This window comes from Pseudonocardia lutea, from assembly GCF_042658055.1.
GTDB classification, from domain to species: domain Bacteria; phylum Actinomycetota; class Actinomycetes; order Mycobacteriales; family Pseudonocardiaceae; genus Pseudonocardia; species Pseudonocardia lutea.
This window is the reverse complement of sequence record NZ_JBHSQK010000015.1, coordinates 66,182-87,542: the sequence shown is the minus strand read 5'-3', so window position 1 is coordinate 87,542 and position 21,361 is coordinate 66,182. Positions and strand designations below refer to the sequence as shown.

Sequence of the window (21,361 nt, the reverse complement as noted above, 5' to 3'; positions counted from 1 at the left end):
GGGCCCAGCGGGCGCGGCGGCGAGGGCCGCCTGCGCGGCGCCGGGTACCGCGCGGAGCGTCCCCCGGTCCAGGCCGCGGGTCTCGGAGCCGGACAGCAGGGTGCCGTCCGCCAGGAACGCGAGCGCCTCGCCCTGCGGCTCGTCCGGTAGCGGCACCTGCAGCGGAGTGCCCTGCAGCGCCGCGACCAGGTCCCCGGAGGGCGGCACGCGATAGAGCCAGGCGTCGGTGTAGGTCCGCAGGGCGACGACCCCGCGATCCGCGCTCGTCGCCCCGCCGGTCACGGTGAAGGCGCCGAGTGTGCCGATCGGACCGCCCCTGGTGTCCGAGCGGGGGAAGCCCGCCGACCCGGCCCGCATGAGCGGCGTCGGGCCGGGTTCGGCCAGCGGACCCGCGGGCCGGTACACCCCGGCGGTACCGGAGACCTCCTTGGTGACGACGACGGGCACGCCGTCGGCGCCGATCAGGAGGGCCTCGGCGTCGTGCGGGCCGTCGGGGTAGGTCAGGCGGTGCAGCCGCGGGGCGCCGTCGGCCGGGAGCACGAGGAGGGCCACGGTGTCCCGAACCCGGTCGTTGTCGCCGGTGTCGGCGACCCAGAAGGCGCCGTCGGGCGCGAGGGCGAGGTCCTCGGCGTCGTATGGGTCCAGCGGAGCGGTCCGCGTGCCGGTCACCGCGCAGGTGCCGGGGTCGAGCTCGTACAGCGCGACCCGGCTGCCGCCGTCGCTCATCGCCCAGATCCCGCCGTCGGGGGCGACGGCCAGTCCGGAGAGCTCGGCCAGCCGCCGGTCGGTGACCGTGCAGCGCTCCTCGGGCGCGGGCGGCGCCGCGCTCGCCGGGGCGGCGAGCAGCAGCGTCAGCAGGAGGACGGCCCCGAGCGCGAGCCCGAGACCGCCGGCACCTCTAGCGGCGCGCAGCGACGCGCGCTCCGGCACCGGCGCGCACCGCCCGGTCGGCAGATCCGTCAGACCCGTCGGTCGTTCCGTCCCCGGTCCCGCTCGAAGGTCGGTCGGCAGTCCCGCTCGAAGGTCCGTCGGCACTGCGTGAGCCTGCCCCGTCCGCCTCGGCGGCGGACCCGGTCCCCCCGACGGCGAACGGCACGGCCGCAACGGCGAGCTCCGGCCCGACCCGGACGTGCAACCGCGTGCCCTCCGGGGTGTGCTCGGAGGCGAGCACCTCCCCGTCGGCGTGCAGCCGCGCGACCAGTCCGCCCTCGGTGTAGGGGACGAGCAGCTCGAGGTCGACCTCGGGCCGCGGCAGCCGCTCGGCGATGCAGGCCTTGAGCCGCGCCACCCCGTCCCCCCGACGGGCCGAGACGAACACGGCGTCGGGCAGCAGGTGCCGCAGCCGGGCGAGCGCCAGGTCGCCGGCCGCGTCCGTCTTGTTGACGACGAGGAGCTCCTCGGGAATCGTCCCGCCCTGCTCCTCGCCGATCTCGACCAGGACCTTGCGCACGGCGGCGATCTGGTCCTCGGGCAGCGGGTCCGAGGCGTCGACCACGTGGACCAGCAGGTCGGCCTGGCCGGCCTCCTCCAGGGTGGAGCGGAACGCCTCGACGAGCTGGTGCGGCAGGTGCCGCACGAACCCGACGGTGTCGGTGAGCGTGTAGACCCGCCCGTCCGGCGTCTCCGCCCGGCGGGTCGTGGGGTCCAGGGTGGCGAACAGCGCGTCCTCGACCAGGACCCCGGCGTCCGTGAGCGCGTTGAGCAGCGAGGACTTGCCGGCGTTGGTGTAGCCGACGATCGCGACGCTGGGCACGTCGTTGCGGCGGCGGGAGCCGCGCTGGGTGTCCCGCACGCGGCTCATCGCGGCGATCTCGCGACGCAGCTTGGACATGCGGTGGCGGATGCGCCGACGGTCCAGCTCGATCTTCGTCTCACCGGGGCCGCGGCCACCGATCCCGACACCGCCGGCGGCCCGGCCGCCCACCTGCCGGGACAGGGCCTCACCCCAGCCGCGCAGCCGCGGCAGGAGGTAGGACAGCTGGGCCAGCTCGACCTGGGCCTTGCCGTCCCGCGAGCGGGCGTGCTGGGCGAAGATGTCGAGGATCAGCGCGGTCCGGTCGATCACCTTGACCTTGAGCTTGTCCTCGAGCTGGCGCAGCTGGCCGGGCGAGAGCTCGCCGTCGCAGATCACGGTGTCGGCGCCGGCGGTCTGCACGGCCTGGGACAGCTCGTCGACCTTGCCGGAGCCGATGAAGGTGGCGGGATCGGGCTTGCTCCGCCGCTGGACCAGGCCGTCCATGACCTGGGAGCCGGCGGTCTCGGCGAGCCGGGCCAGCTCGAGGAGCGAGGCGTTGGCCTGCTCGGAGGTGCCCTCGGTCCAGACCCCGACGAGCACCACCCGCTCGAGCCGCAGCTGCCGGTACTCGACCTCGGTGACGTCCGTGAGCTCGGTCGACAGACCCGCGACCCGCCGGAGCGAGGACCGCTCCTCCAGCTCCATCTCGCCCCGCGAGGGGTCGAGAGCATCGTCGGCAGGCGTGTAGCGCAGGGGGGATTCAGTCATCGTGAGGTCGATTGTCCCACGTTTCGGGCCGCCGTGTCGGTCGGTTTCACCCGCACGTCATCCCGCGGACTCCCACCACGATCGATCCAGTTCACCGTGCGCCACCAGAACGGCCGGCCCGTGCAGGACCGTCGACGCCCCGCCGTCGCGGACCGTGACCTCGAGCCGCCCGCCGGGGGTGTCGACGGGCAGCCGCCCCTCGGCGCGCCCGGCGCCCCGCAGCGCGGCCACGACCGCCGCGACCGTGCCGGTGCCGCAGGACCGCGTCTCCCCCACGCCGCGCTCGTGCACCCGCATCGCGACCGGCTCGTCCCCCCGGGCCGGGGCGACGAACTCGACGTTGGCCCCGTGCGGGAACAGCTCCTCGTCCCGCCCCGGCGGCACGGTCAGGTCCAGCCCCGCGAGGTCGGTGTCGGTGACGCACGCCAGATGCGGGTTCCCCACGTCGACGGCCACGCCCGGGAACTCCCGGCCGCCGACCGTCGCCACGCTCTCGGGCCCGACCAGTGCGCGGCCCATCTCGACGGAGATCCGGTCGCCCTCGAGCGTGACGCGCCTGACCCCCGCGCGGGTGCCCAGCGGCAGCTCCCCGCCGCGGAACCAGCCCGCGTGCTGCAGGTAGCGGGCGAACACACGCACGCCGTTGCCGCACATCTCGGCGACCGAGCCGTCCGCGTTCCGGTAGTCCATGAACCACTCGGGGCCCTCGACGCCGAGCGCGGCCGAGCGGACCACGCGCAGCACCCCGTCCGCGCCGAGGCCGCGCCGCCGGTCGCACAGCGCGGCGACGTGCTCCGGCGTGAGGTCCAGGGCGCCCTCGGGGTCGGGCAGAACGACGAAGTCGTTCTGGGTGCCGTGGCCCTTGCTGAACGGGATGCCGTCGGTCACCGCTCGTCCTCGCTGACGCTCGGCCGGCGACTCGCCGCACTGTCGTGTCGATGGTTCGCTCGCCGGCGCTCGCTCACGGGACCAGCCTACGAGCCACCGCCGACAGATCCGGGGCGGCGCCGTCGAGCCAGTGGATGCGGGGGTCGCGGCGGAACCACGAGCGTTGCCGCCGGACGAACCGACGGGTGGCCCGCACGGTCTCCTCCGCGGCCGTCGCGAGGTCGTACTCGCCGTCGAGGGCCGCGACGACCTGCTGGTAGCCCAGCGCCCGGGACGCCGTACGCCCCTTCCGCAGGCCCTTCTCCAGCAGCCCGCGGGTCTCCTCGACCAGCCCCTGCTCCATCATCAGGTCCACCCGGCGCGCGATCCGTTCGTCGAGCTCCGCGGTGTCCCGGTCCACGCCGAGCAGCACGGCGTCGTAGCGCGGCGTGCGCTGCCCGGGGAGCGTGGCGCGGAAGGGCCGCCCGGTCAGCTCGATGACCTCCAGCGCCCGGACGATCCGCCGGCCGTTGCTGGGCAGCACGTTCTGCGCCGCCGCGGGGTCGACCTCGGCCAGCCTGCGGTGCAACGCGGGCGCCCCGACCGCGGCCAGCTCGGCCTCCCACCGGCCGCGGACCCTCGGATCGGTCCCGGGGAACTCCAGCTCGTCGACGACCGCCTGGACGTAGAGCCCCGAGCCGCCGACCAGCACCGGGGTGCGGCCGGCGGCGAGCAGGGCCTCGATCGTCGCACGCGCCTCGCGCTGGTAGACCGCGACCGAGGCGGTCTCGGTGACGTCGAGGACGTCGAGCTGGTGGTGCGGGATCCCGCGGCGCTCGGCGACCGGCAGCTTCGCCGTGCCGATGTCCAGCCCTCGGTAGAGCTGCATGGCGTCGGCGTTGACGACCTCGCCGCCCAGCGCCTCGGCCAGGTCGAGGCCGAGGTCGGACTTGCCCGTCGCGGTCGGCCCGACGACGGCGACGAGCCTGGTCACACCGGGGTCCAGACGGCCACGTGGTACGCCACGCCGTAGGGCGCCGCGGAGTACAGCAGCTCCCCGCACCAGTCCCGCTCCTCCGCCGCCCCGGCGAGGACCTGCCACGGGGCTCGGCCGACGGCCCACAGCTCGCCGGCGAGGCCCGGGTCGAGCGCGGCGAGGGGTGCGGGGTCGCCGTGTTCGAGGGCCTTCGCGACGCAGGCGTCGAACGGCGCAGCCCGCTCGTCCAGATGGCCGGGGGCCTTCGCGGTGTGGGTCGCGGCGCCGTCACCCACGATCAGCAGCCCGACGGGCCCGGGCGCGGCGTCCGCCTCGGCGGCCAGCTCGCGGCCGAGCTGCAGGCAGTCGGCGGTGGGGGCGTCGTCGGCGACGAGCTCGCCGCGGATGCGCGGCGCCGTGCCGGTCGCCCCCGCGGCCCAACCGGCCACCAGGAGCGAGAGCGGGAGGTCGGGCTCGGGATCGCCGGCACCGGGCCCGAGCGCGACCCGGACGTCCCGGCCGAAGCCGAGGAACGTGCCGGCGGTCCCGGGCGGGACCGTCCGCCGGCCGCCCGGGTCGGCGCCCACCGCGAGCCAGTCGGGGGCCGCCTGCGCGAGCCGGGCCGCGGCCGACCGCACCGCCGCGCGCAGCTCCGCCGTCTCACCCGCCGCCCCCGCGGCCAGTTCCGGGACGAGGAGCGGGGGGTGCGGGAGCACGACGACCAGCGACAGCACGCGACCGACAGTAGTGCGGCGGGGCCGGGAGCACCGGCGGGCGGTCCTTGCGCGCGGACCGGCCGGTCAACACGCTGCGTGGTCGATCAGCCCCGGAGAGTCGCTGGCGACGGCGACTCGGCGCGCTCAGGGGCCCGCCCGCGGTCTCGTCCGGGTCGCGGCGGTTCCGTGCGCCCGCCCGACCTGTTTGAATTCCGCCGACCGGTGGTCGCGCGTCGCGACCGGCCGGTTCGTGCACGGCCCCCGCGCCCGGCGCAGGGGCGCCCGTCCCCCGCGACGGGCTCGAACGAGGGAGGACGACGGTGTCGGACGAGCACACGGACGAGACGCAGCGGGAGGACCTGCCCGGCACCGCCGCGAGCACGTCCGCTCCGGACACCCCGGAGGCGTCCGGGTCGGGCGGCGAGGCCGGCGAGCCGGGCGGGACGGAGCCGGCGCCCGAGGCACCGACCCCCACCCCGCGGTCCGCCGCGCAGACCGACGCCGAGCGACCCGCCGCGCAGCCCACCGCCGCGCAGCCGGCCGAGAGCGACGCCGAGCGGTCCGCCGAGCAGCCCGCCGCCGAGCAGCCCGCGGTTCCGGAGCCCGCTCCCCCCAGGCCCGCTCCCCCGAAGCCCGCTCCGCCCAGGCCCGGCCCACCGCCGGGGGCGAAGCCGGGACCCCCGCCCGGCGCGAAGCCCGGTCCGCGCCCGGGGCCGCCGCCGGGGGCCCACCCGGTGCGTCCGGCCCAGCCGGCCCCCGTGGCCCGCGGCGCGGCCCCGCCCGCCGAGCCCTCGCCCGTCGCGACGGCGTCGGAGAACCCGTCCCGCTGGGGCCGGGTGGACGCGGAGGGTGCCGTCTACGTGCGGACCGCCGAGGGCGAGCGCCGGGTCGGCTCCTGGCAGGCCGGCGCGCCGGACGAGGGCCTCGCCCACTTCGCGCGCCGGTTCGACGACCTGCTCGCCGAGACCGAGCTGCTCGTCGCCCGGCTCGCCACCGGCGGCGGCGACCCGAAGCACGCGTTGACCAGCGCGAAGGCCCTGCGTGACGGCCTCGACGAGGCCGCCGTCGTCGGCGACCTGGACGGCCTGCGCAAGCGGCTCGACGAGCTCGTCGGGATGGCCGAGGACGCCGTCGCCGCCGCGCGCAGCGCCCGTGACGAGCAGCGCCACGCGGCGATCGCCCGCAAGGAGGCGCTGGTCAGCGAGGCCGAGACGATGGCCGCCGAGTCCACCCAGTGGAAGCAGGCGGGCGACCGCTACAAGGCGATCCTCGACGAGTGGCGCACGATCAAGGGCATCGACCGCAAGACGGACGAGGCCCTGTGGAAGCGCTTCTCCCGCGCCCGCGAGGCCTTCAACCGGCGCCGCGGTTCGCACTTCGCCGACCTCGACCGCCAGCGGGCGGGGGCCAAGGCCCGCAAGGAGGAGCTGGTCGCCGAGGCCGAGGCGCTCGCCGAGTCCGACGACTGGGGCCCCACCGCCGCCCGCTACCGCGACCTCATGGCGGAGTGGAAGGCGGCGGGCCGCGCGCAGAAGGACGCCGACGACGCCCTCTGGCACCGCTTCCGCGGCGCCCAGGACGCCTTCTTCTCGCGCCGGTCGGCCGCCTTCGCCGAGCGCGACTCCGAGTTCGCCGCCAACGCCGAGGCCAAGCGCGCGCTGCTCGACGAGGCCGAGAAGATCGACACCACCGACCCCGACGCGGCCCGGATCGCCCTGCGCGGCATCCAGGAGCGCTGGGAGCAGATCGGCAAGGTCCCGCGCGAGGACATGCGGCCGCTGGAGCAGCGGCTGCGCGCCGTCGAGGAGGCCGTGCGCGAGGCGGCCGACCGGCAGTGGCGCCGCTCCGACCCCGAGGCCGAGGCCCGCGTCGCCCAGTTCCGCGACCGCGTCGCCCAGTTCGAGGCCCAGGCCGAGAAGGCCCGCGCCTCCGGCGACACCCGCCGCGCCGAGCAGGCGGAGTCGCAGGCCGCGCAGTGGCGGGAGTGGCTGGAGACCGCGGAGCAGTCCGTCCAGGACCGCTGACCCGGCGGCACCGCCGCCCGTGATCCACGACCGGGCAGCGGAACGATCGACCTGTGAACGTTCCGCTGCCCGGACGGGGATCTCCCGTGGCTAGCGGCGCTGGAGGGAGATGCGGGCCCAGGTGAAGGTCAGCAGCGCCACCCCGACCACCGCGAGGATCAGCCCGGGCCCGGGGCCCTCGACCCCCTCGGGTACGCCGGTCTGCCGGCTCCACACCGCCCACACGCCGTTGACCAGCGAGATCCCGCAGCCGACGGCGGAGATCCAGGCCAGGGCCCAGTACCGGGTGGTCAACGCGAGCACCGAGGCGACGATGCCGAACGCGGTGGCGGTGTAGGTGAACAGCCGCGGCAGCGGCCCCGCCGACTCCCCCCCCACCAGCAGCTGCCAGCCGGTGGCGCCGCCCACCCAGGGCAGCAGCAGCGCGCCGACGACGGCCAGGGTGCCGATCGCGGCGACCAGCGCCGCCACCCCGGGGTCGATCCGCCGCTCCACCCGGCGGGCCACCCCGGCGAGCTCGGTCTCCAGTGCCGCCAGCGCCGGGTCCGACCCGCGGTCCCAGGGCGCCCGGTCGCCGCCCGGCCCCGGCCCGCCCTCGCGGGGGCGCCGCCCGTCGCCCCGCTCGTCACTCATCGTCCGCTCCGTCCGTCCTCGGCTGACGTCTCGCCCACGACCCCCGCGCCCGGATCCGAGCCGAGGGTCCCCGTGCCCAGGATCCTCCGTGTCGCACTCCCGTGCCTCCCGGTCCCGGGTCCCCCGCTCAGGTTCCCTGCGCGCCACACCCCGCGGCGACCGGCTCGGCCGCGGGCCTGCCGAAGCCCGGCAGGCCCAGCCCCGTCGGCGCGCCGCCGGGCCGCTGCCCGGCCTCGTGGGCGTCGCCCGCGCGGGTGCGGCGGTGGTCCAGGACCCCGTCGTCCGCGACGAGGTGGTGCGGCGCGCCGTACCCGACCCGCACCGTCACCAGGTCGCCGGGCCGGATGCCCTCGGCGTCGACCCGGGGGCCGGGCGCGAAGTGCACCAGCCGGCCGTCCCGGGCGCGGCCGCTCATCCGGCGGGTGGCGCCGTCCTTGCGGCCCTCGCCTGTGCTGACCAGCACCTCGACCTCGCGCCCCTCCAGCGCCCGGTTCTCCTCCCACGAGATCTGCTCCTGCAGCGCCACCAGCCGCTCGTACCGCTCCTGGACGACGGCCTTGGGCAGCTGGTCGGGCAGCCCGGCGGCCGGGGTGCCGGGCCGCGGCGAGTACTGGAAGGTGAAGGCCTGGGCGAACCGGGCCCGGCGCACGACCTCGAGGGTCTGCGCGAAGTCCTCCTCGGTCTCCCCGGGGAACCCGACGATGATGTCGGTGGACACCGCGGCGTCGGGGATCGAGGCCCGGACCTCGTCTAGGATCCCGAGGAACCGCTCGGAGCGGTAGGACCGGCGCATCGCGCGCAGCACCCGGTCGGAGCCGGACTGCAGCGGCATGTGCAGCTGCGGGCAGACGTTCGGGGTCTCGGCCATGGCCGCGATGACGTCGGAGGTGAAGTCCCGCGGGTGCGGCGAGGTGAAGCGCACCCGCTCGAGCCCCTCGACGGTCCCGCAGGAGCGCAGCAGCTTCGCGAAGGCGCCGCGGTCGCCGAACTCGGAGCCGTAGGCGTTGACGTTCTGGCCCAGCAGGGTCACCTCGAGCACGCCGTCCGCGGCGAGCGCCTCGACCTCGGCGAGGATGTCCCCCGGCCGCCGGTCGCGCTCCTTGCCGCGCAGCGACGGCACGATGCAGAAGGTGCAGGTGTTGTTGCAGCCCACCGAGATCGAGACCCACCCGGCGTAGGCCGACTCGCGGCGCGCGGGCAGCGTCGACGGGAAGACCTCAAGCGACTCGAGGATCTCCACCTCGGCCGCGCGGTTGTGCCGGGCCCGCTCGAGCAGCGCGGGCAGCGACCCGACGTTGTGCGTGCCGAACACGACGTCGACCCACGGGGCCTTCTTCGTGATCGTGTCCCGGTCCTTCTGCGCGAGGCAGCCGCCGACCGCGATCTGCATGTCCGGGTTCGCGGTCTTGGCGGGGCGCAGGTGGCCGAGGTTGCCGTAGAGCTTGTTGTCCGCGTTCTCCCGCACCGCGCAGGTGTTGAACACGACGACGTCGGCCTGCGCCGGGTCCTCGGCGCGCGCATAACCCGCGGACTCCAGCAGACCGGCCATCCGCTCGGAGTCGTGCACGTTCATCTGGCACCCGTAGGTGCGGATGGTGTAGCTGCGGGTCACCCCACGAGGGTATGCCCCGGAGGCGGAGCGGGCGGAGCCGACCATCGGACACCGCGTCGACGCCCCGGGCCCCGGGGACGACAGCGGGACGCCCGGTCCGGCACGATGCCGCGATGGAGCCCGGACGCCGGCTGGACCGCCGCTCCGCGCTGCGCGGCCTCGCGGCCCTCGCCGCCCTCCCCGTGCTCCCCGCCCTCTCCGCCTGCGGGTCCGACTTCGCCGGCCGCCGGCTGTCGATCGCCGCGGGCGTGGCCTCGGGCGTCTACTTCCGGCTCGCCGGCACGCTCGCCGAGGTCTGGCGCGAGCACCTCGGCCTCGGCGCCGCGCCCACCGTGCTGCCGACGGCGGGCTCGGTCGACAACCTCGACCGCCTGGCGGGCGGGACCGCCGACGTCGCGTTCAGCCAGGTCGACACGGCCGCCGAGCGGCTCGCCGCCCTGGCCCCGGGCGATCCCCGCGCGCCCCGCGCCCTCGCGCGCATCTACGACGACGCGCTGCACGTCGTGGTGCGGCGCGGGTCCCCGGTGCGCGGCGTCGCCGACCTGCGCGGCCGCGCGGTGTCGATCGGCCCGCCGACCTCGGGGTACTACGCCGTGGCCCGGCGGCTGCTGGAGAGCGCGGGCCTGGACCCCGACCGGGACGTCGACGCCCGCGGGCTCGGCCTGACCGAGTCGACCGAGGCGTTGCGGGCCGGGGTGATCGAGGCCTTCTTCTGGTTCGGCGGCCTGCCGACCGCAGGCGTCTCGGAACTCGCCGCCAGCACGCCGATCCGGCTGCTCGACCTGACCGACGTGCTCGAGGCCGTCCGGGCCCGCTACCCGGCGTACTCCTCGGGCACCGTGCCGGCCTCCGCCTACGACATCGGCGAGCCGGTGGCCACCCTGTTCGTGCGCAACCTGCTGCTGGTCCCGGCCGCGCTCGACGACGACCTGGCCGGCGCCCTGGTCGGGACGATCTTCGCCGAGCAGCCCCGGCTCGCCACCACCAGCCCCGCCGCGCTCACGATCGACGCCCGCGCCGCGATCGGCACCCAGCCCGTCCCGCTTCATCCCGGAGCCGAGCGCTTCTACCGGGAGGCCAAGGGCGCCTGACCCCGGTCGCGGGCCCTCCGACAGGGTAGGTAAAGGCCAGGCAATACTCGGGCAAAACAAGGCTATGCTCCCCTTCAGTCGGGCGCCCGCCCGCCGACCAAGGAGCCGCCCGTGCCGCGCACCCGCGCCCCCCGTTGTGTCCGCACCCTCGCCGCCGCGGCGGTGATCGCCGTCGTCGCCCCGCTGACGTCCTGCGGGAGCCCCGCCGACCTCACCGTCTATTCGGGCCGCAACGAGCAGCTCGTGGGCGGTCTGCTCGAGAAGCTGGAGGAGCGAGTCGGCGGGACCGTCGAGGTGCGCTACGGCGGGAGCGCGGAGCTCGCCGCCCAGTTGCTGGAGGAGGGCACCGGCACCGAGGCGGACGTCTTCTTCTCCCAGGACGCGGGCGCCCTCGGTGCCCTCGACGAGGCGAACCGGCTCGAGCCGCTCCCGCCCGCGACGCTCGACGCCGTGCCCGAGGCCTACCGGGCCGACGACGGCAGCTGGGTCGCCACCTCGGCCCGCTCCCGCGTGCTGTTCTACGACCCGCGGCAGGTGCCCGAGGCGGACCTCCCGGCGACGCTCGTCGCCCTGACGGACCCGAAGTGGCGCGGGAAGGTCGGCTACGCCCCCACCAACGCCTCCTGGCAGGCCTTCGTCACCGGGGTGCGGGTGCTGCGCGGCGAGGACGGCGCTCGGGCGTGGCTGCAGGCCTTCGCGGCGAACCAGCCCGTCCGGTTCGAGAACAACATCCAGATCCTCGACGCGGTCAACGCCGGGCAGATCGCCCTCGGGCTGTCCAACCACTACTACTGGTACGAGCGGGTGGCCGAGGTCGGCGAGCAGGCCGTCCCGGCCCGCGTGCACTACGTCGAGGGCGGCGACCCGCTCGGTCTGGTCAACGTGGCCGGTGCCGGCGTGATCGCCGGCACCGCCCAGCAGGAGATGGCCCGCCGCGCCGTCGAGTTCCTCGTCTCCCCCGAGGCCCAGCAGTACTTCGCCGACGAGACCGCGGAGTACCCGGTCCGCGCGGGCGTGAAGTCCACCCGGCACACCCTGCAGCCCCTCGACGAGCTGCAGCCGCCGGACATCGACCTGTCCGACCTCGCCTCGCTGCAGCAGTCGCTGACCCTGCTGCAGGAGACCGGTCTGGCGTGACCGCCCCGTCCTCGACGCGGTCCTCGCGGTGGGGGGCCGCGCCCCGGGCCCTGCTGGGCGCCGCCGCCGTGACCGGCGCGCTGGCCTGCGTCCCCCTGCTCTATCTGGGCGTCCGCGCCCTGGAGGCGGGGCCCGGCACGGTGGCCGCGATCCTGGCCCGGCCGCGGACCGGCGAGCTGCTGGTGCGCAGCGTGCTGCTGGCGGGGTCGGTCACTGCGGCCTGCCTCGTCCTCGGCGGCGGGCTGGCCTGGGTGGTGGCCCGGTCCGACCTGCCCGGTCGCCGGGTGTGGGCGGCGGTCCTGGTGTTGCCGCTGGCCCTCCCGTCCTACGTCGCCGGGTTCACCTGGATCGCCGAGTGGCCGGGGCTGGCCGGGTTCCCGGGCGCGTTCCTGGTGCTCACCCTGGTCAGCTACCCGTACGTGCTGCTGCCGGTCGCGGCCGCGCTGCTGACGGCCGACGGCGGGCTGGAGGAGGTGGCCCGCTCGCTCGGTCGCGGCCCGGGCCGGGTCCTGCTCGCGGTGACGCTGCGCCGGGTCCGTCCGACGGCGGCGGCCGCGGGCCTGCTCGTCGCGCTGTACGTGCTCAGCGACTTCGGTGCGGTCTCGCTGATGCGCTACGAGACCTTCACCCTCGGCATCTTCACCAGCTACCGGGCCACCTTCGACCGGACACCGGCCGCCGTGCTCGGCTGCGTCCTCGTGGTCCTCGCCGCCCTGCTGACCTGGGCGGAGTACCGGGCACGCGGGCGGGCGGCCAGCTGGGTCGGGCGGGGCACCCCCCGACCCCCGGTGCCCGCGCGGCTGGGCGCCTGGCGGCCGCTCGCGCTGGTGGCGGTGGCCGCCGTCGCCGGCGCGGCCCTCGGGGTGCCCGCGGTGAGCCTGGTGCGCTGGACGGTGGCGGGCACGTCGGCCGGGGTCGACTGGGCCGCCCTCGGCAGTGCCGCGCTCGCGACCCTGCAGGTCGCGGGGCTGGGCGCGATCCTGACCACCCTGCTCGCCCTGCCGGTCGCGATCCTCGCCGCCCGCCACCGCGGTCGCACGGTCACCGCCGTCGAGGCCGCCGCCTACGCCGGCCACGCGCTGCCGGGCGTGACGATAGGGCTCGCCCTGGTCTTCGTCGGGGTCCGCGTGGTGCCGGGGCTGTACCAGGAGCTGCCGCTGCTGCTCGTCGGGTACGCCGTCCTGTTCCTGCCGCTGGCAATCGGCGCCGTCCGGACCGCCGTCGCGGCGGCGCCGGTCGGGCACGAGGAGGTCGCGCGCTCCCTCGGCTGCGGCCGCGCGGCCGCGTTCGCCCGCGTGACTCTCCCCCGCGCGCTGCCCGGCACCCTCGCCGGGACCGCGCTCGTCTTCCTCACCGTGGTCAAGGAGCTGCCGGTGACACTCATGCTGCGGCCGACCGGTACCGAGACCCTGGCCGTGCAGCTGTGGAGCCACACCGGGGCGGGTGCGTTCGCGGCCGCCGCCCCGTACGCCGTGGTCCTCGTGCTGGTCTCCGCCGTCCCGGCCGCCCTGCTGGACCGCGCGGTGCACCGGTGAGCGCCGGTCTGACGGTCGCGGGAGTGCACGCGGGCCACCCCGGGGTGCCCGTCCTGCACGGCGTGGACCTCGAGGTGCCCGCGGGGGCCCTGGTCGCGGTGCTGGGCGGCTCGGGCAGCGGCAAGACGACGTTGCTGCGCTGCGTGGCCGGCTTCCACCCGCTCGCGGCCGGCACCATCCGGCTCGGCGACCGTGTCGTCGCCGGGCCGGGCGTCGACGTCCCCCCGGAGCGCCGCCGGGTCGGCCTGGTCCCCCAGGACGGATCCCTGTTCGCCCACCTGTCGGTGGCCGCGAACGTCGGGTTCGGGCTCGACCGGGCCGCCCGCCGCGGTCCCCGGGTGCGCGAGCTGCTGGACCTGGTCGGGCTCGCCGACCTCGCCGACCGGATGCCGCAGGAGCTGTCCGGCGGCCAGCAGCAGCGGGTCGCCCTGGCCCGCGCCCTGGCCCCGGACCCCGCGCTGGTGCTGCTCGACGAGCCGTTCAGCGCCCTCGACGCCGGGTTGCGGGCCGAGGTCCGCGAGCAGGTCCGGGGCGCGCTGCGGACCGCCGGCACGACCGCGGTCCTGGTCACCCACGACCAGCAGGAGGCGTTGGGGGTCGCGGACCTGGTCGCCCTGCTGCGGGACGGGCGCGTCGTGCAGGTCGCCCCGCCGCGGGAGATCTACGGCGCGCCGAGCGACGTCGGGGTGGGCACCTTCGTCGGCGAGGCGGTGGTCCTCCCGGCGGTCGCCCGCGGCGGCCGCGCGGAGAGCGTGCTGGGCGCGCTGCCGGTCGCGGCCGCGGACGGGCCGGGGCGGCTCCTGGTCCGGCCCGAGCAGTTGCGGCTACGTCCCGGCGGGCCGGCGCGCGTCCGGGAGGTGATCTTCCACGGGCACGACGCGACCGTGCTGGTCGAGCTCGGGGGCACCGCGCTGCGCTGCCGCACGGCCGAACCGGAGACCCCGGAGCCGGGCACGAAGGTGAGCCTGGAGGTCCGCGGGCCCGTGCGGTTCTACCCGGACTGACGCCCGCACCGCCGCGGCCGTCCGAGCGAGGAGCTCCTGCACGGCGACGCCGGTGGCCAGGCAGGCGAGCACGACGAGGGCCGGGGGCAGCCCGGTCAGCGCCGTCATGACCGCGTAGTGGGTCAGGTAGATCGCCAGCGACGCGCCCGCGAGCAGCCCGCACAGCCGCACGAGCGGCCCCGGCACGGGAAGCGCGGGCACCAGCAACAAGGCGGCGCCGGCCGCCACGACCGCCGCCCGGTGCGGCTCGTGGGCGAACATCATCGGCACGGCGAGCGCGAGCCCGGCGAGCACCGCGGCCCGCTGCCGCACGGTCACGGCGCGCTGTGCGGCCCAGCCCAGCGCGAACAGCCAGATCACGGTGTGCACGCTCATCTGGCGCAGGGAGAAGGCATTGGCGCCGTCGTCGACGAACTGGCCGAGCAACCCGACGAGGTACAGGGCCGCCGGCAGCGCGAACGGCCTGCGTCGGTCCAGCGCCCGCACCGCGGGGACGGCGAACAGCAGCGCCGTCAGCAGCAGGATCTGTGGCAGCGTCTCGACGAACCAGTACCCCCAGGCCTCGGGGTCGACCAGGTAGTTGAGCAGCAGGGCGTTGTACCACTCGACGTCGTCGGCCACGGTCGCCCGCCAGGCCACCCACAGCGCGCTCGGCACGGCGATCCGGGCGGCCGTGCGCAGGATCGTGCACGACGGCCGGGCCGGCGCCAGGGCGAACCGGGCGAACGCCCAGCCCGCCGCGGCCAGCAGTACGTGGGACCCGCCGAGGATCCGGAACAGCTCGACGTGCGAGCCCACGATGAGCACGATCGCCACCGCCCGCAGCAGGACCGGGGTCTCCACCGGCAGCCACCGGCGCGGCCGCCGCCCGGGCCGGGCGAGCACGGTGAGCTCGGCGAGCGTGCGCTCCGGCCAGTCGGACGGCAGCGCGCCGAGCGCCCTCTGCAGCCGCAACGCCGTCTGGACGTAACGCAGCGAGTCGCCGCCGAGTCCGACGAAGGTGTCCGTGTCGGCGACCGGGCGGCCCGGGAAGACCGCCGTGAAGGCGCGCCGCACCGCGTCTGTCCCCTCGGCCGGCCGCTCCGCCGCGGCGGCGGGGTCCTCCTGCACGACCGCGAGGCGCCCGATGGCGGCGCGATCGACCTTGCCGTTGGGCAACCGCGGGATCGTGTCCACTTCGACGACCCGGACGGCGGCCGGCGGCAGCCCGAGCCGCCGGGCGAGCAGCCCGCCCAGCGCGGACGCGTCGCCGCGGACCACCGCGACGGCCAGGCCGGTGTCGTCGCCGGTGACCGCGGCCTCCGTGCCTTCCGCGGCGAGGGTGCGCTCCACCTCGTCGAGGTCCACCCGCAACCCGAACGGCTTGACGAACCGCGCCGCGCGCCCGGTGATCTCGAGCAGCCCGTCGGGCCGCAGCCGGGCCCGGTCGCCGGTCTCGAGCCGGTCGACGGTGCGGCCGAGCGCGAGGTCCGCGCCGCTTCGGGCGTAACCGAGCATCACGTTCTCACCCCGGTAGACCAGGTCGCCGACGCCGTCCGGGCCCGGCCGCTCGATGCGGAACGTGCCGCCGGGCACGGGCACCCCGACCGCGGACGGCGCCGTCGCCGCGCGCTCGGGGGGCAGGTAGGCCATCCGTGCGGTGGCCTCGGTCTGGCCGTACATGACGTAGAGCGACCAGCCGCGCTCCGCGGCGAGCGCCGCGTAGCGCACCACCGCGGCCGGGTCCCAGCGTCCGCCCGCCTGGGTGACGTACCGGAGCGACGGGAGTGCGCGTTCGGCGAAGCCCGTCGCGTCGAGCAGGTCGAACGTGTACGGGACGCCGTGGAGGCTGGTCAGGCCCAGCTGCTCGAACTCGGTCCAGAACGCCGGCTCGGCGACGGACCGGTCCGGCAGCACCACCGTCGCGCCGCGCGCGAGGTTGCTGTTCACGACCGAGAGGCCGTAGCTGTACTGCAGCGGCAGGGTGAGCGGCGCGCGGTCACCGGGCCGGATCGGCAGGTACCCGGCGATCGACTCGGCGTTGGCGGCGAGGTTGCGCGCGGACAGGCGGACCAGCTTGGGCGAGCCGGTGGAGCCGGAGGTGGGCAGCAGCAGGGCGAGGTCCGGGTGCAGCGCCGGACCCGGTCCGCGCTCGTCGATCCGCACACCGTCCGCCTCCGGCCGCACGACGACCGCGGGGCGGTGCACCGCGAGCAGCGGCTGGGTGCGCGCCGGGTCGTCCCCGAGCAGCAGCGCGACGTGACCGGCCCGCAGCGCCGCGAGGTAGGTCACGACCGGCTCGATCCCGGGGCCCGCGACGATCGCGACGAGCCGCCGCCCGGTGCCGAGCTCCGCCGCCCGCGCGTCGGCCCGCGCCGCCAGCTCCCGATAGCTCAGGCACTCCCCGCCCGGCACCAGCAGCGCCGGTCGCCCGCCGTAGCGGGCGAGGGCACCGGCGAACTCCGGCGTTTCGGTCATTCTTCCATCAGATGTGGGGAGGCTGCCCTTGGCAAGAGTTCGGAAGGACAGGGTTCGTCACGCGTCCGGCCACGGCGCCCGCCGCAGTCGCGCCGTCACCTTCAACCCCCCGCGCGGGGGCAGCTCCAGCACGAGCGATCCCCCCGCCAGCTCCACGGTCCGGGCGGCGATGGCGAGGCCCAGGCCGGAGCCCTCGACGTTGTTCTGCCCCGGCGAGCGCCAGAACCGGTCGGTCGCCCGCTCCAGCTCCTCGGGCGGGATGCCCGGGCCGGTGTCCAGGACCGCGACGTCGACCAGCGGCGGGTCCGCGCCGCGCACCGGGCGGACCGTGACGGTCACGGTGCCGCCGGGCGGGGTGAACTTCACGGCATTGTCCAGCAGGGCGTCGAGCACGGTCTCGATGCCGCCGGGGGCGATGCGCACGCCCAGCCCGCGCACCCCGCCGCGCAGCAGCCGCAGTCCGGTGTGCTCGGCGAGCGGGCGCCAGGCGTCGAGCCGGTCCTCGACGGCCGGGTCGACCGGGGTGTCCACGCCCCGGTCCACACCGGCGTCGCGCTCGGCGCGGGCCAGGGCCAGCAGCCCGTCGAGCACCCCGGAGAGCCGCTCGGCCTCCTCCATCGCGGCGACGTGCTCCTCCGCGGCGTCGCCCTCGACGTGGCCGTCGAGGTTGGACAGCCGCAGGCGCAGCGCGGTGAGCGGGTTGCGCAGCTGGTGGCTGGCGTCGGCGACGAACGCGCGCTGGGTCGACAGCGCCTGGCCGACCGACTCGGCCATGCGGTCGAAGGACCGGGTGAGCCGGCGCAGCTCGGGCGGCCCGGACCCGTCGGACACCGGCTCGGCCGGGCGGCCGGCCAGCACCGCGCGCGTCACGCGGCCGGTGCCCTCGTCGAGGCGGCGCACCGGCCGCAGGATCCACCGCGTCACCGGCACCGCGACCAGCACGCCGAGCGCGAGCGCCGCCAGCACCAGCGCCACCACCAGCGACCACACCCGGATCTCGGCGGCGCGCAGGGCGCCCGTCGGGGACACGGTGATCGCCGCCCCGCGCACCTCGCCGTCGACCAGCACGGGTTCGGCGAGCACCAGCGGGCGGGTGTCCCACGGCATGATCGACGGCGGGGCGGCCGAGCGCCGGCTGGCCAGGGCGACCTGCACGCGTTCGCGGCCCTCGGCGTCGAGCTCGGGGGGCTCGGGGGGCTCGGCCCGCGAGGCCGCCACGACCCGCCCGGTCCGGTCGACGACGGTCACCGCCACCCCGTAGACCTCGTCGTAGCGGGCCAGCTCCTCGGCCAGGCCGGCCGCGGTGTCCTCGGTGATCGGCCGCTGCGCGCGCGAGGCGAAGTAGATGGTGTCCGTGAGCCGGTCGATGAACAGCTCCTGCTGCGCGGCGCGCGAGCTCGACACCGCCAGCGGGACGCCGAGCCCCAGGGCCAGCAGCCCGACCAGCACGCAGACGATGACGAGCAGCCGGCTGCGCACCCCACCCTCCGCCGTCAGCCGCCGAGCCGGTACCCGACGCCGCGCACCGTCTGGACCAGCTCCGGCCGGCCGAGCTTGGTGCGCAGGGTGGCCACGTGCACGTCGAGCGTCCGGTTCGCGCCCGGCCAGCTCCGCCCCCACACCTCGGCGACGATCCGGGTGCGGGTGCACACCGTGCCGCGTGCGGCCGCGAGCAGCGCCAGGACCTGGAACTCCTTGCGGGTCAGCGTGACCTCGGTGCCGTCGACGGTCACGGTGTGCCGGCCGAGGTCGATGGCCACCCCGTCCTCGGTCGTGACGATCCGGTCGGCGGGCTCGCCCTCGCTCGGACCGCGGCGGCGCCGCACCGCGTGGATCCGCGCGACCAGCTCGCCGACGTCGTAGGGCTTGACCACGTAGTCGTCCGCGCCGGAGTGCAGGCCGACGATCCGGTCCTCGACGTCCCCGCGCGCGGTCACCACGATCACGGGGACGTCGCTGGCCTGCCGGATGGCCCGGCAGACGTCGACCCCGTCGGCGTCGGGCAGGCCCAGGTCGAGCAGGACGACGTCGACGCCCGTGAGGTGCTCGACCGCGCCGCGGCCGCGCTCGAGCCGCGTCGTGGTCATGCCGTGCCGGTGCAGGGCCGGACGCAGCGCCGCCGCCACGCGGTCGTCGTCCTCCACGAGCAGAATGTGCACGCGGGTCCCCTCCGAGGTCGTTATTCGATAGAAACCCTAAAGGTTGCCCAAGGTGGTGGACTCGCGTGTCCGAATCGCCCTAGCGTCCCGCCATGCCTGGAGGCCGACCGTGACCGACACCCCGATGATCCGCATGGCCGCGGTGGACAAGCACTTCGGCGCCCTGCACGTGCTGAAGGACATCAACCTCGAGGTCGAACGTGGTCAGGTCGTGGTGGTGCTGGGGCCCTCGGGCTCCGGCAAGTCCACACTGTGCCGCACGATCAACCGGCTGGAGCCGATCGACTCCGGCACGATCGAGGTCGACGGCCGGGCGCTGCCCGCCGAGGGCAAGGCGCTGGCGGGCCTGCGGGCCGACGTCGGGATGGTCTTCCAGAGCTTCAACCTGTTCGCGCACAAGACCGTTCTCGAGAACGTGATGCTCGCGCCGGTCAAGGTGCGCCGGCAGGACAAGGCCGCCGCGCAGCAGAACGCCGTCCGGCTGCTCGAGCGCGTCGGCATCGCCGACCAGAAGGACAAGTACCCGGCCCAGCTCTCCGGCGGCCAGCAGCAGCGCGTGGCGATCGCCCGGGCGCTGGCGATGGACCCGAAGGTCATGCTGTTCGACGAGCCGACCTCCGCCCTGGACCCGGAGATGGTCCAGGAGGTGCTCGACGTCATGACCACCCTTGCCAAGGAGGGCATGACCATGCTCGTGGTCACCCACGAGATGGGCTTCGCCCGCCGGGCCGCGCACCGGGTCGTCTTCATGGCCGACGGCGAGATCGTCGAGGACTCGACGCCGGACGACTTCTTCACCAACCCGTCGAGCGAGCGCGCCAAGGACTTCCTCGGCAAGATCCTCACGCACTGACGCCGCCCCCTCGAACCGACAGGAGTTCCGATGAAGTTCCGTGCCCTCGTGGTGGGGCTGGCCGCGGCCGCCCTCACCCTGACCGCCTGCGGCCAGTCGGGGAGCCCCGGCGGCTCCGCCGGCCCGGTGGTCTCCGAGGCCCCCGCGGCGAACGTGCAGGTCCCCGACTCGGCGACCTTCGCCGCCATGCAGCAGCGCGGCCGCGTCGTCATCGGCGTGAAGGACGACCAGCCCGGCCTGGGCTTCAAGGACGCCACCACGGGCGAGTACTCCGGCTTCGACATCGAGATCGCCCGGCTCGTCGCCGCGAAGCTCGGCTTCGGCACGGACAAGATCGACTACAAGACGGTGCCCTCCGCGGCCCGTGAGGACGCGATCTCCCGCGGCGAGGTCGACTACTACGTCGGCACCTACACGATCAACGACAGCCGCAAGCAGCGCGTGTCGTTCGCCGGCCCGTACTTCATCGCCGGCCAGAGCCTGCTCGTCCGCGCCGACGAGACGGCGATCACCGGCAAGGACACCCTCAAGGGCAAGAAGGTCTGCTCGGTGACCGGCTCGACGCCGATCCAGCGGGTCCGCGACCAGGGGCTCACCGAGCCGAACAACATCGTCGAGTTCCAGACCTACACGCAGTGCGTGGACCAGCTGCTGTCCAACCAGGTCGACGCCGTCACCACGGACGACGCGATCCTCAAGGGCTACGCCTCGCAGCAGCCCGACAAGCTCAAGGTGGTCGGCGAGACCTTCTCGACCGAGCCGTACGGCATCGGCCTGAACCACGACGACGCCGCGCTGCGCGGCAAGATCATCGACATCCTGCAGACCGCCTACGACGACGGCTCCTGGCAGAAGATCTACGACAACACCCTCGGCAAGTCCGGCTCGCCGGCCTCGCCGCCCGCGCTGCAGCGGTACTGATCCGAACAGCGATCCGACAGTGGTCCGACTGTGACCCGACAGTGACCCGACAGTGAACCGACAGTGACCCGACACTGACCCGACACTGACCGCGCCGGGGCGGGCTCCACTGACCACCAGTGGGTCCGCCCCGGCCGGCGTGTCCGTCCGAGCGCTCCGTCGACAGGGTCGGGGCCGGAAGGGTGGGACCCGCCGTGAACGTCCTGCTGGACAACATCGACCTCTACGCCCGGGGTTTCCTCGGCACGATCGAGCTGTTCGTCGTGTCCGCGATCGGCTCGCTGATCCTCGGCGCGATCCTGGCGGCGATGCGCGTCAGCCCCGTGCCGATCCTGCGGGCGTTCGGCACGGTCTACGTGAACATCCTCCGGAACACGCCGCTCACGCTGGTCATCTTCTTCTTCGCGTTCGCGTACCCGCGGCTGGAGATCTACGACCTCTCCTACTTCACCCGCGCCTGCATCGGCCTGATCCTCTACACGGCCGCGTTCGTCTGCGAGGTCATCCGGTCCGGCGTCAACACGGTGCCCGTCGGGCAGGCCGAGGCCTCCCGGGCCCTGGGCTTCACCTTCACCCAGACGCTCTCCCAGGTCGTGCTCCCGCAGGCGGTGCGCAACGTCGTCCCGCCGCTGGCCAACATCCAGATCGCGCTGCTGAAGAACACCACGATCGCCGCGGGCTTCTCGGTCACCGAGGCCGGCGGGATCTACCAGGCGCTGTCCGAGCGCGGCGCCAACGTCTTCGTCGGCCTGGTGTGGGTCGCCGTCGGCTTCCTCATCCTGGTCGTGCCGCTGACGCTGCTGCAGCGCAACCTGGACCGGCGCTGGAGCACCGCGCGATGAGCGCGCATCGGCCCGGCGCGATGAGCGCGCA

17 protein-coding genes and 1 pseudogene are annotated in these 21,361 nt (G+C 75.6%); 8 read left to right on the top strand and 10 right to left on the bottom strand.

Annotated features, from left to right (window positions below):
• The 5 genes from ACFQH9_RS08820 to ACFQH9_RS08800 all read right to left on the bottom strand — a co-directional run.
• Positions 1-930 (bottom strand): esterase-like activity of phytase family protein (locus tag ACFQH9_RS08820; RefSeq protein WP_379565427.1); only part of this gene is annotated, 930 nt, incomplete at its 3' end.
• Positions 899-2,503 carry a GTPase HflX gene (hflX, locus tag ACFQH9_RS08815; protein WP_379565426.1) on the bottom strand — a complete coding sequence of 535 codons (1,605 nt, stop codon included), beginning with the start codon at positions 2,501-2,503 and terminating at the stop codon, positions 899-901. The genes hflX and ACFQH9_RS08820, both read right to left, overlap by 32 nt.
• 57 nt (positions 2,504-2,560) lie before the next feature.
• On the bottom strand, positions 2,561-3,391 hold the full coding sequence (gene dapF, locus ACFQH9_RS08810; protein WP_379565425.1) for a diaminopimelate epimerase: 831 nt from the start codon (positions 3,389-3,391) through the stop codon (positions 2,561-2,563).
• Between the two features lie 73 nt (positions 3,392-3,464).
• On the bottom strand, positions 3,465-4,364 hold the full coding sequence (gene miaA / locus ACFQH9_RS08805) for a tRNA (adenosine(37)-N6)-dimethylallyltransferase MiaA (RefSeq protein WP_379565424.1): 900 nt from the start codon (positions 4,362-4,364) through the stop codon (positions 3,465-3,467).
• Positions 4,361-5,080, bottom strand: coding sequence for a class III extradiol ring-cleavage dioxygenase family protein (locus ACFQH9_RS08800; RefSeq protein ID WP_379565423.1), 720 nt, complete (start codon positions 5,078-5,080; stop codon positions 4,361-4,363). Before ACFQH9_RS08800 ends, miaA begins: the two co-directional genes overlap by 4 nt.
• Before the next feature lie 716 nt (positions 5,081-5,796).
• Between ACFQH9_RS08800 and ACFQH9_RS08795 the strand changes: the two genes are divergently transcribed.
• Entirely contained in the window at positions 5,797-7,086 is a 1,290-nt protein-coding gene (locus ACFQH9_RS08795; RefSeq protein WP_379565430.1) for a DUF349 domain-containing protein, read from the top strand.
• Between the two features lie 90 nt (positions 7,087-7,176).
• Here the strand turns inward: ACFQH9_RS08795 and ACFQH9_RS08790 are convergent, their stop codons facing one another.
• Positions 7,177-7,719, bottom strand: coding sequence for an Rv2732c family membrane protein (locus ACFQH9_RS08790; RefSeq protein ID WP_379565422.1), 543 nt, complete (start codon positions 7,717-7,719; stop codon positions 7,177-7,179).
• 127 nt (positions 7,720-7,846) lie between these two features.
• Positions 7,847-9,331 (bottom strand): tRNA (N6-isopentenyl adenosine(37)-C2)-methylthiotransferase MiaB, encoded by a 1,485-nt coding sequence (miaB, locus tag ACFQH9_RS08785; RefSeq protein WP_379565421.1) that lies wholly within the window; start codon positions 9,329-9,331, stop codon positions 7,847-7,849.
• Between the two features lie 113 nt (positions 9,332-9,444).
• Between miaB and ACFQH9_RS08780 the strand changes: the two genes are divergently transcribed.
• The 4 genes from ACFQH9_RS08780 to ACFQH9_RS08765 all read left to right on the top strand — a co-directional run bounded on the left by ACFQH9_RS08780 (position 9,445) and on the right by ACFQH9_RS08765 (position 14,098).
• Positions 9,445-10,422 (top strand): TAXI family TRAP transporter solute-binding subunit, encoded by a 978-nt coding sequence (locus ACFQH9_RS08780; protein ID WP_379565420.1) that lies wholly within the window; start codon positions 9,445-9,447, stop codon positions 10,420-10,422.
• 111 nt (positions 10,423-10,533) lie between these two features.
• Complete coding sequence (locus ACFQH9_RS08775; protein WP_379565419.1) at positions 10,534-11,559, top strand: iron ABC transporter substrate-binding protein; 1,026 nt, start codon at positions 10,534-10,536, stop codon at positions 11,557-11,559.
• On the top strand, positions 11,556-13,094 hold the full coding sequence (locus ACFQH9_RS08770; RefSeq protein ID WP_379565418.1) for an ABC transporter permease: 1,539 nt from the start codon (positions 11,556-11,558) through the stop codon (positions 13,092-13,094). The genes ACFQH9_RS08775 and ACFQH9_RS08770 overlap by 4 nt, the downstream gene beginning before the upstream one ends.
• The gene (locus ACFQH9_RS08765; protein ID WP_379565417.1) at positions 13,091-14,098 is read left to right on the top strand and encodes an ABC transporter ATP-binding protein; all 1,008 of its coding nucleotides are present in this window, start codon (positions 13,091-13,093) and stop codon (positions 14,096-14,098) included. The genes ACFQH9_RS08770 and ACFQH9_RS08765 overlap by 4 nt, the downstream gene beginning before the upstream one ends.
• 1,497 nt (positions 14,099-15,595) lie before the next feature.
• Here the strand turns inward: ACFQH9_RS08765 and ACFQH9_RS08760 are convergent.
• The 3 genes and pseudogenes from ACFQH9_RS08760 to ACFQH9_RS08750 all read right to left on the bottom strand — a co-directional run.
• Positions 15,596-16,555 (bottom strand): annotated as a pseudogene (locus tag ACFQH9_RS08760) (AMP-binding protein); the annotation flags it as partial.
• A 57-nt stretch (positions 16,556-16,612) separates the two neighbouring features.
• Positions 16,613-18,034, bottom strand: a complete 1,422-nt coding sequence (locus tag ACFQH9_RS08755; protein WP_379565416.1) for a sensor histidine kinase — start codon at positions 18,032-18,034, stop codon at positions 16,613-16,615.
• Positions 18,035-18,048: 14 nt separating this feature from the next.
• On the bottom strand, positions 18,049-18,714 hold the full coding sequence (locus ACFQH9_RS08750; RefSeq protein WP_379565415.1) for a response regulator transcription factor: 666 nt from the start codon (positions 18,712-18,714) through the stop codon (positions 18,049-18,051).
• 124 nt (positions 18,715-18,838) lie between these two features.
• Here ACFQH9_RS08750 and ACFQH9_RS08745 point away from each other — a divergent pair, with 124 nt between their 5' ends.
• The 3 genes from ACFQH9_RS08745 (at position 18,839) to ACFQH9_RS08735 (ending at position 21,330) form a co-directional block, all read left to right on the top strand.
• The gene (locus ACFQH9_RS08745; protein ID WP_379565429.1) at positions 18,839-19,567 is read left to right on the top strand and encodes an amino acid ABC transporter ATP-binding protein; all 729 of its coding nucleotides are present in this window, start codon (positions 18,839-18,841) and stop codon (positions 19,565-19,567) included.
• Between the two features lie 30 nt (positions 19,568-19,597).
• Positions 19,598-20,488: a glutamate ABC transporter substrate-binding protein gene (locus ACFQH9_RS08740; protein ID WP_379565414.1), complete on the top strand. Its 891-nt coding sequence runs from the start codon at positions 19,598-19,600 to the stop codon at positions 20,486-20,488.
• 194 nt (positions 20,489-20,682) lie between these two features.
• Positions 20,683-21,330, top strand: a complete 648-nt coding sequence (locus ACFQH9_RS08735) for an amino acid ABC transporter permease (protein WP_379565413.1) — start codon at positions 20,683-20,685, stop codon at positions 21,328-21,330.
• Positions 21,331-21,361: the final 31 nt, after the last annotated feature.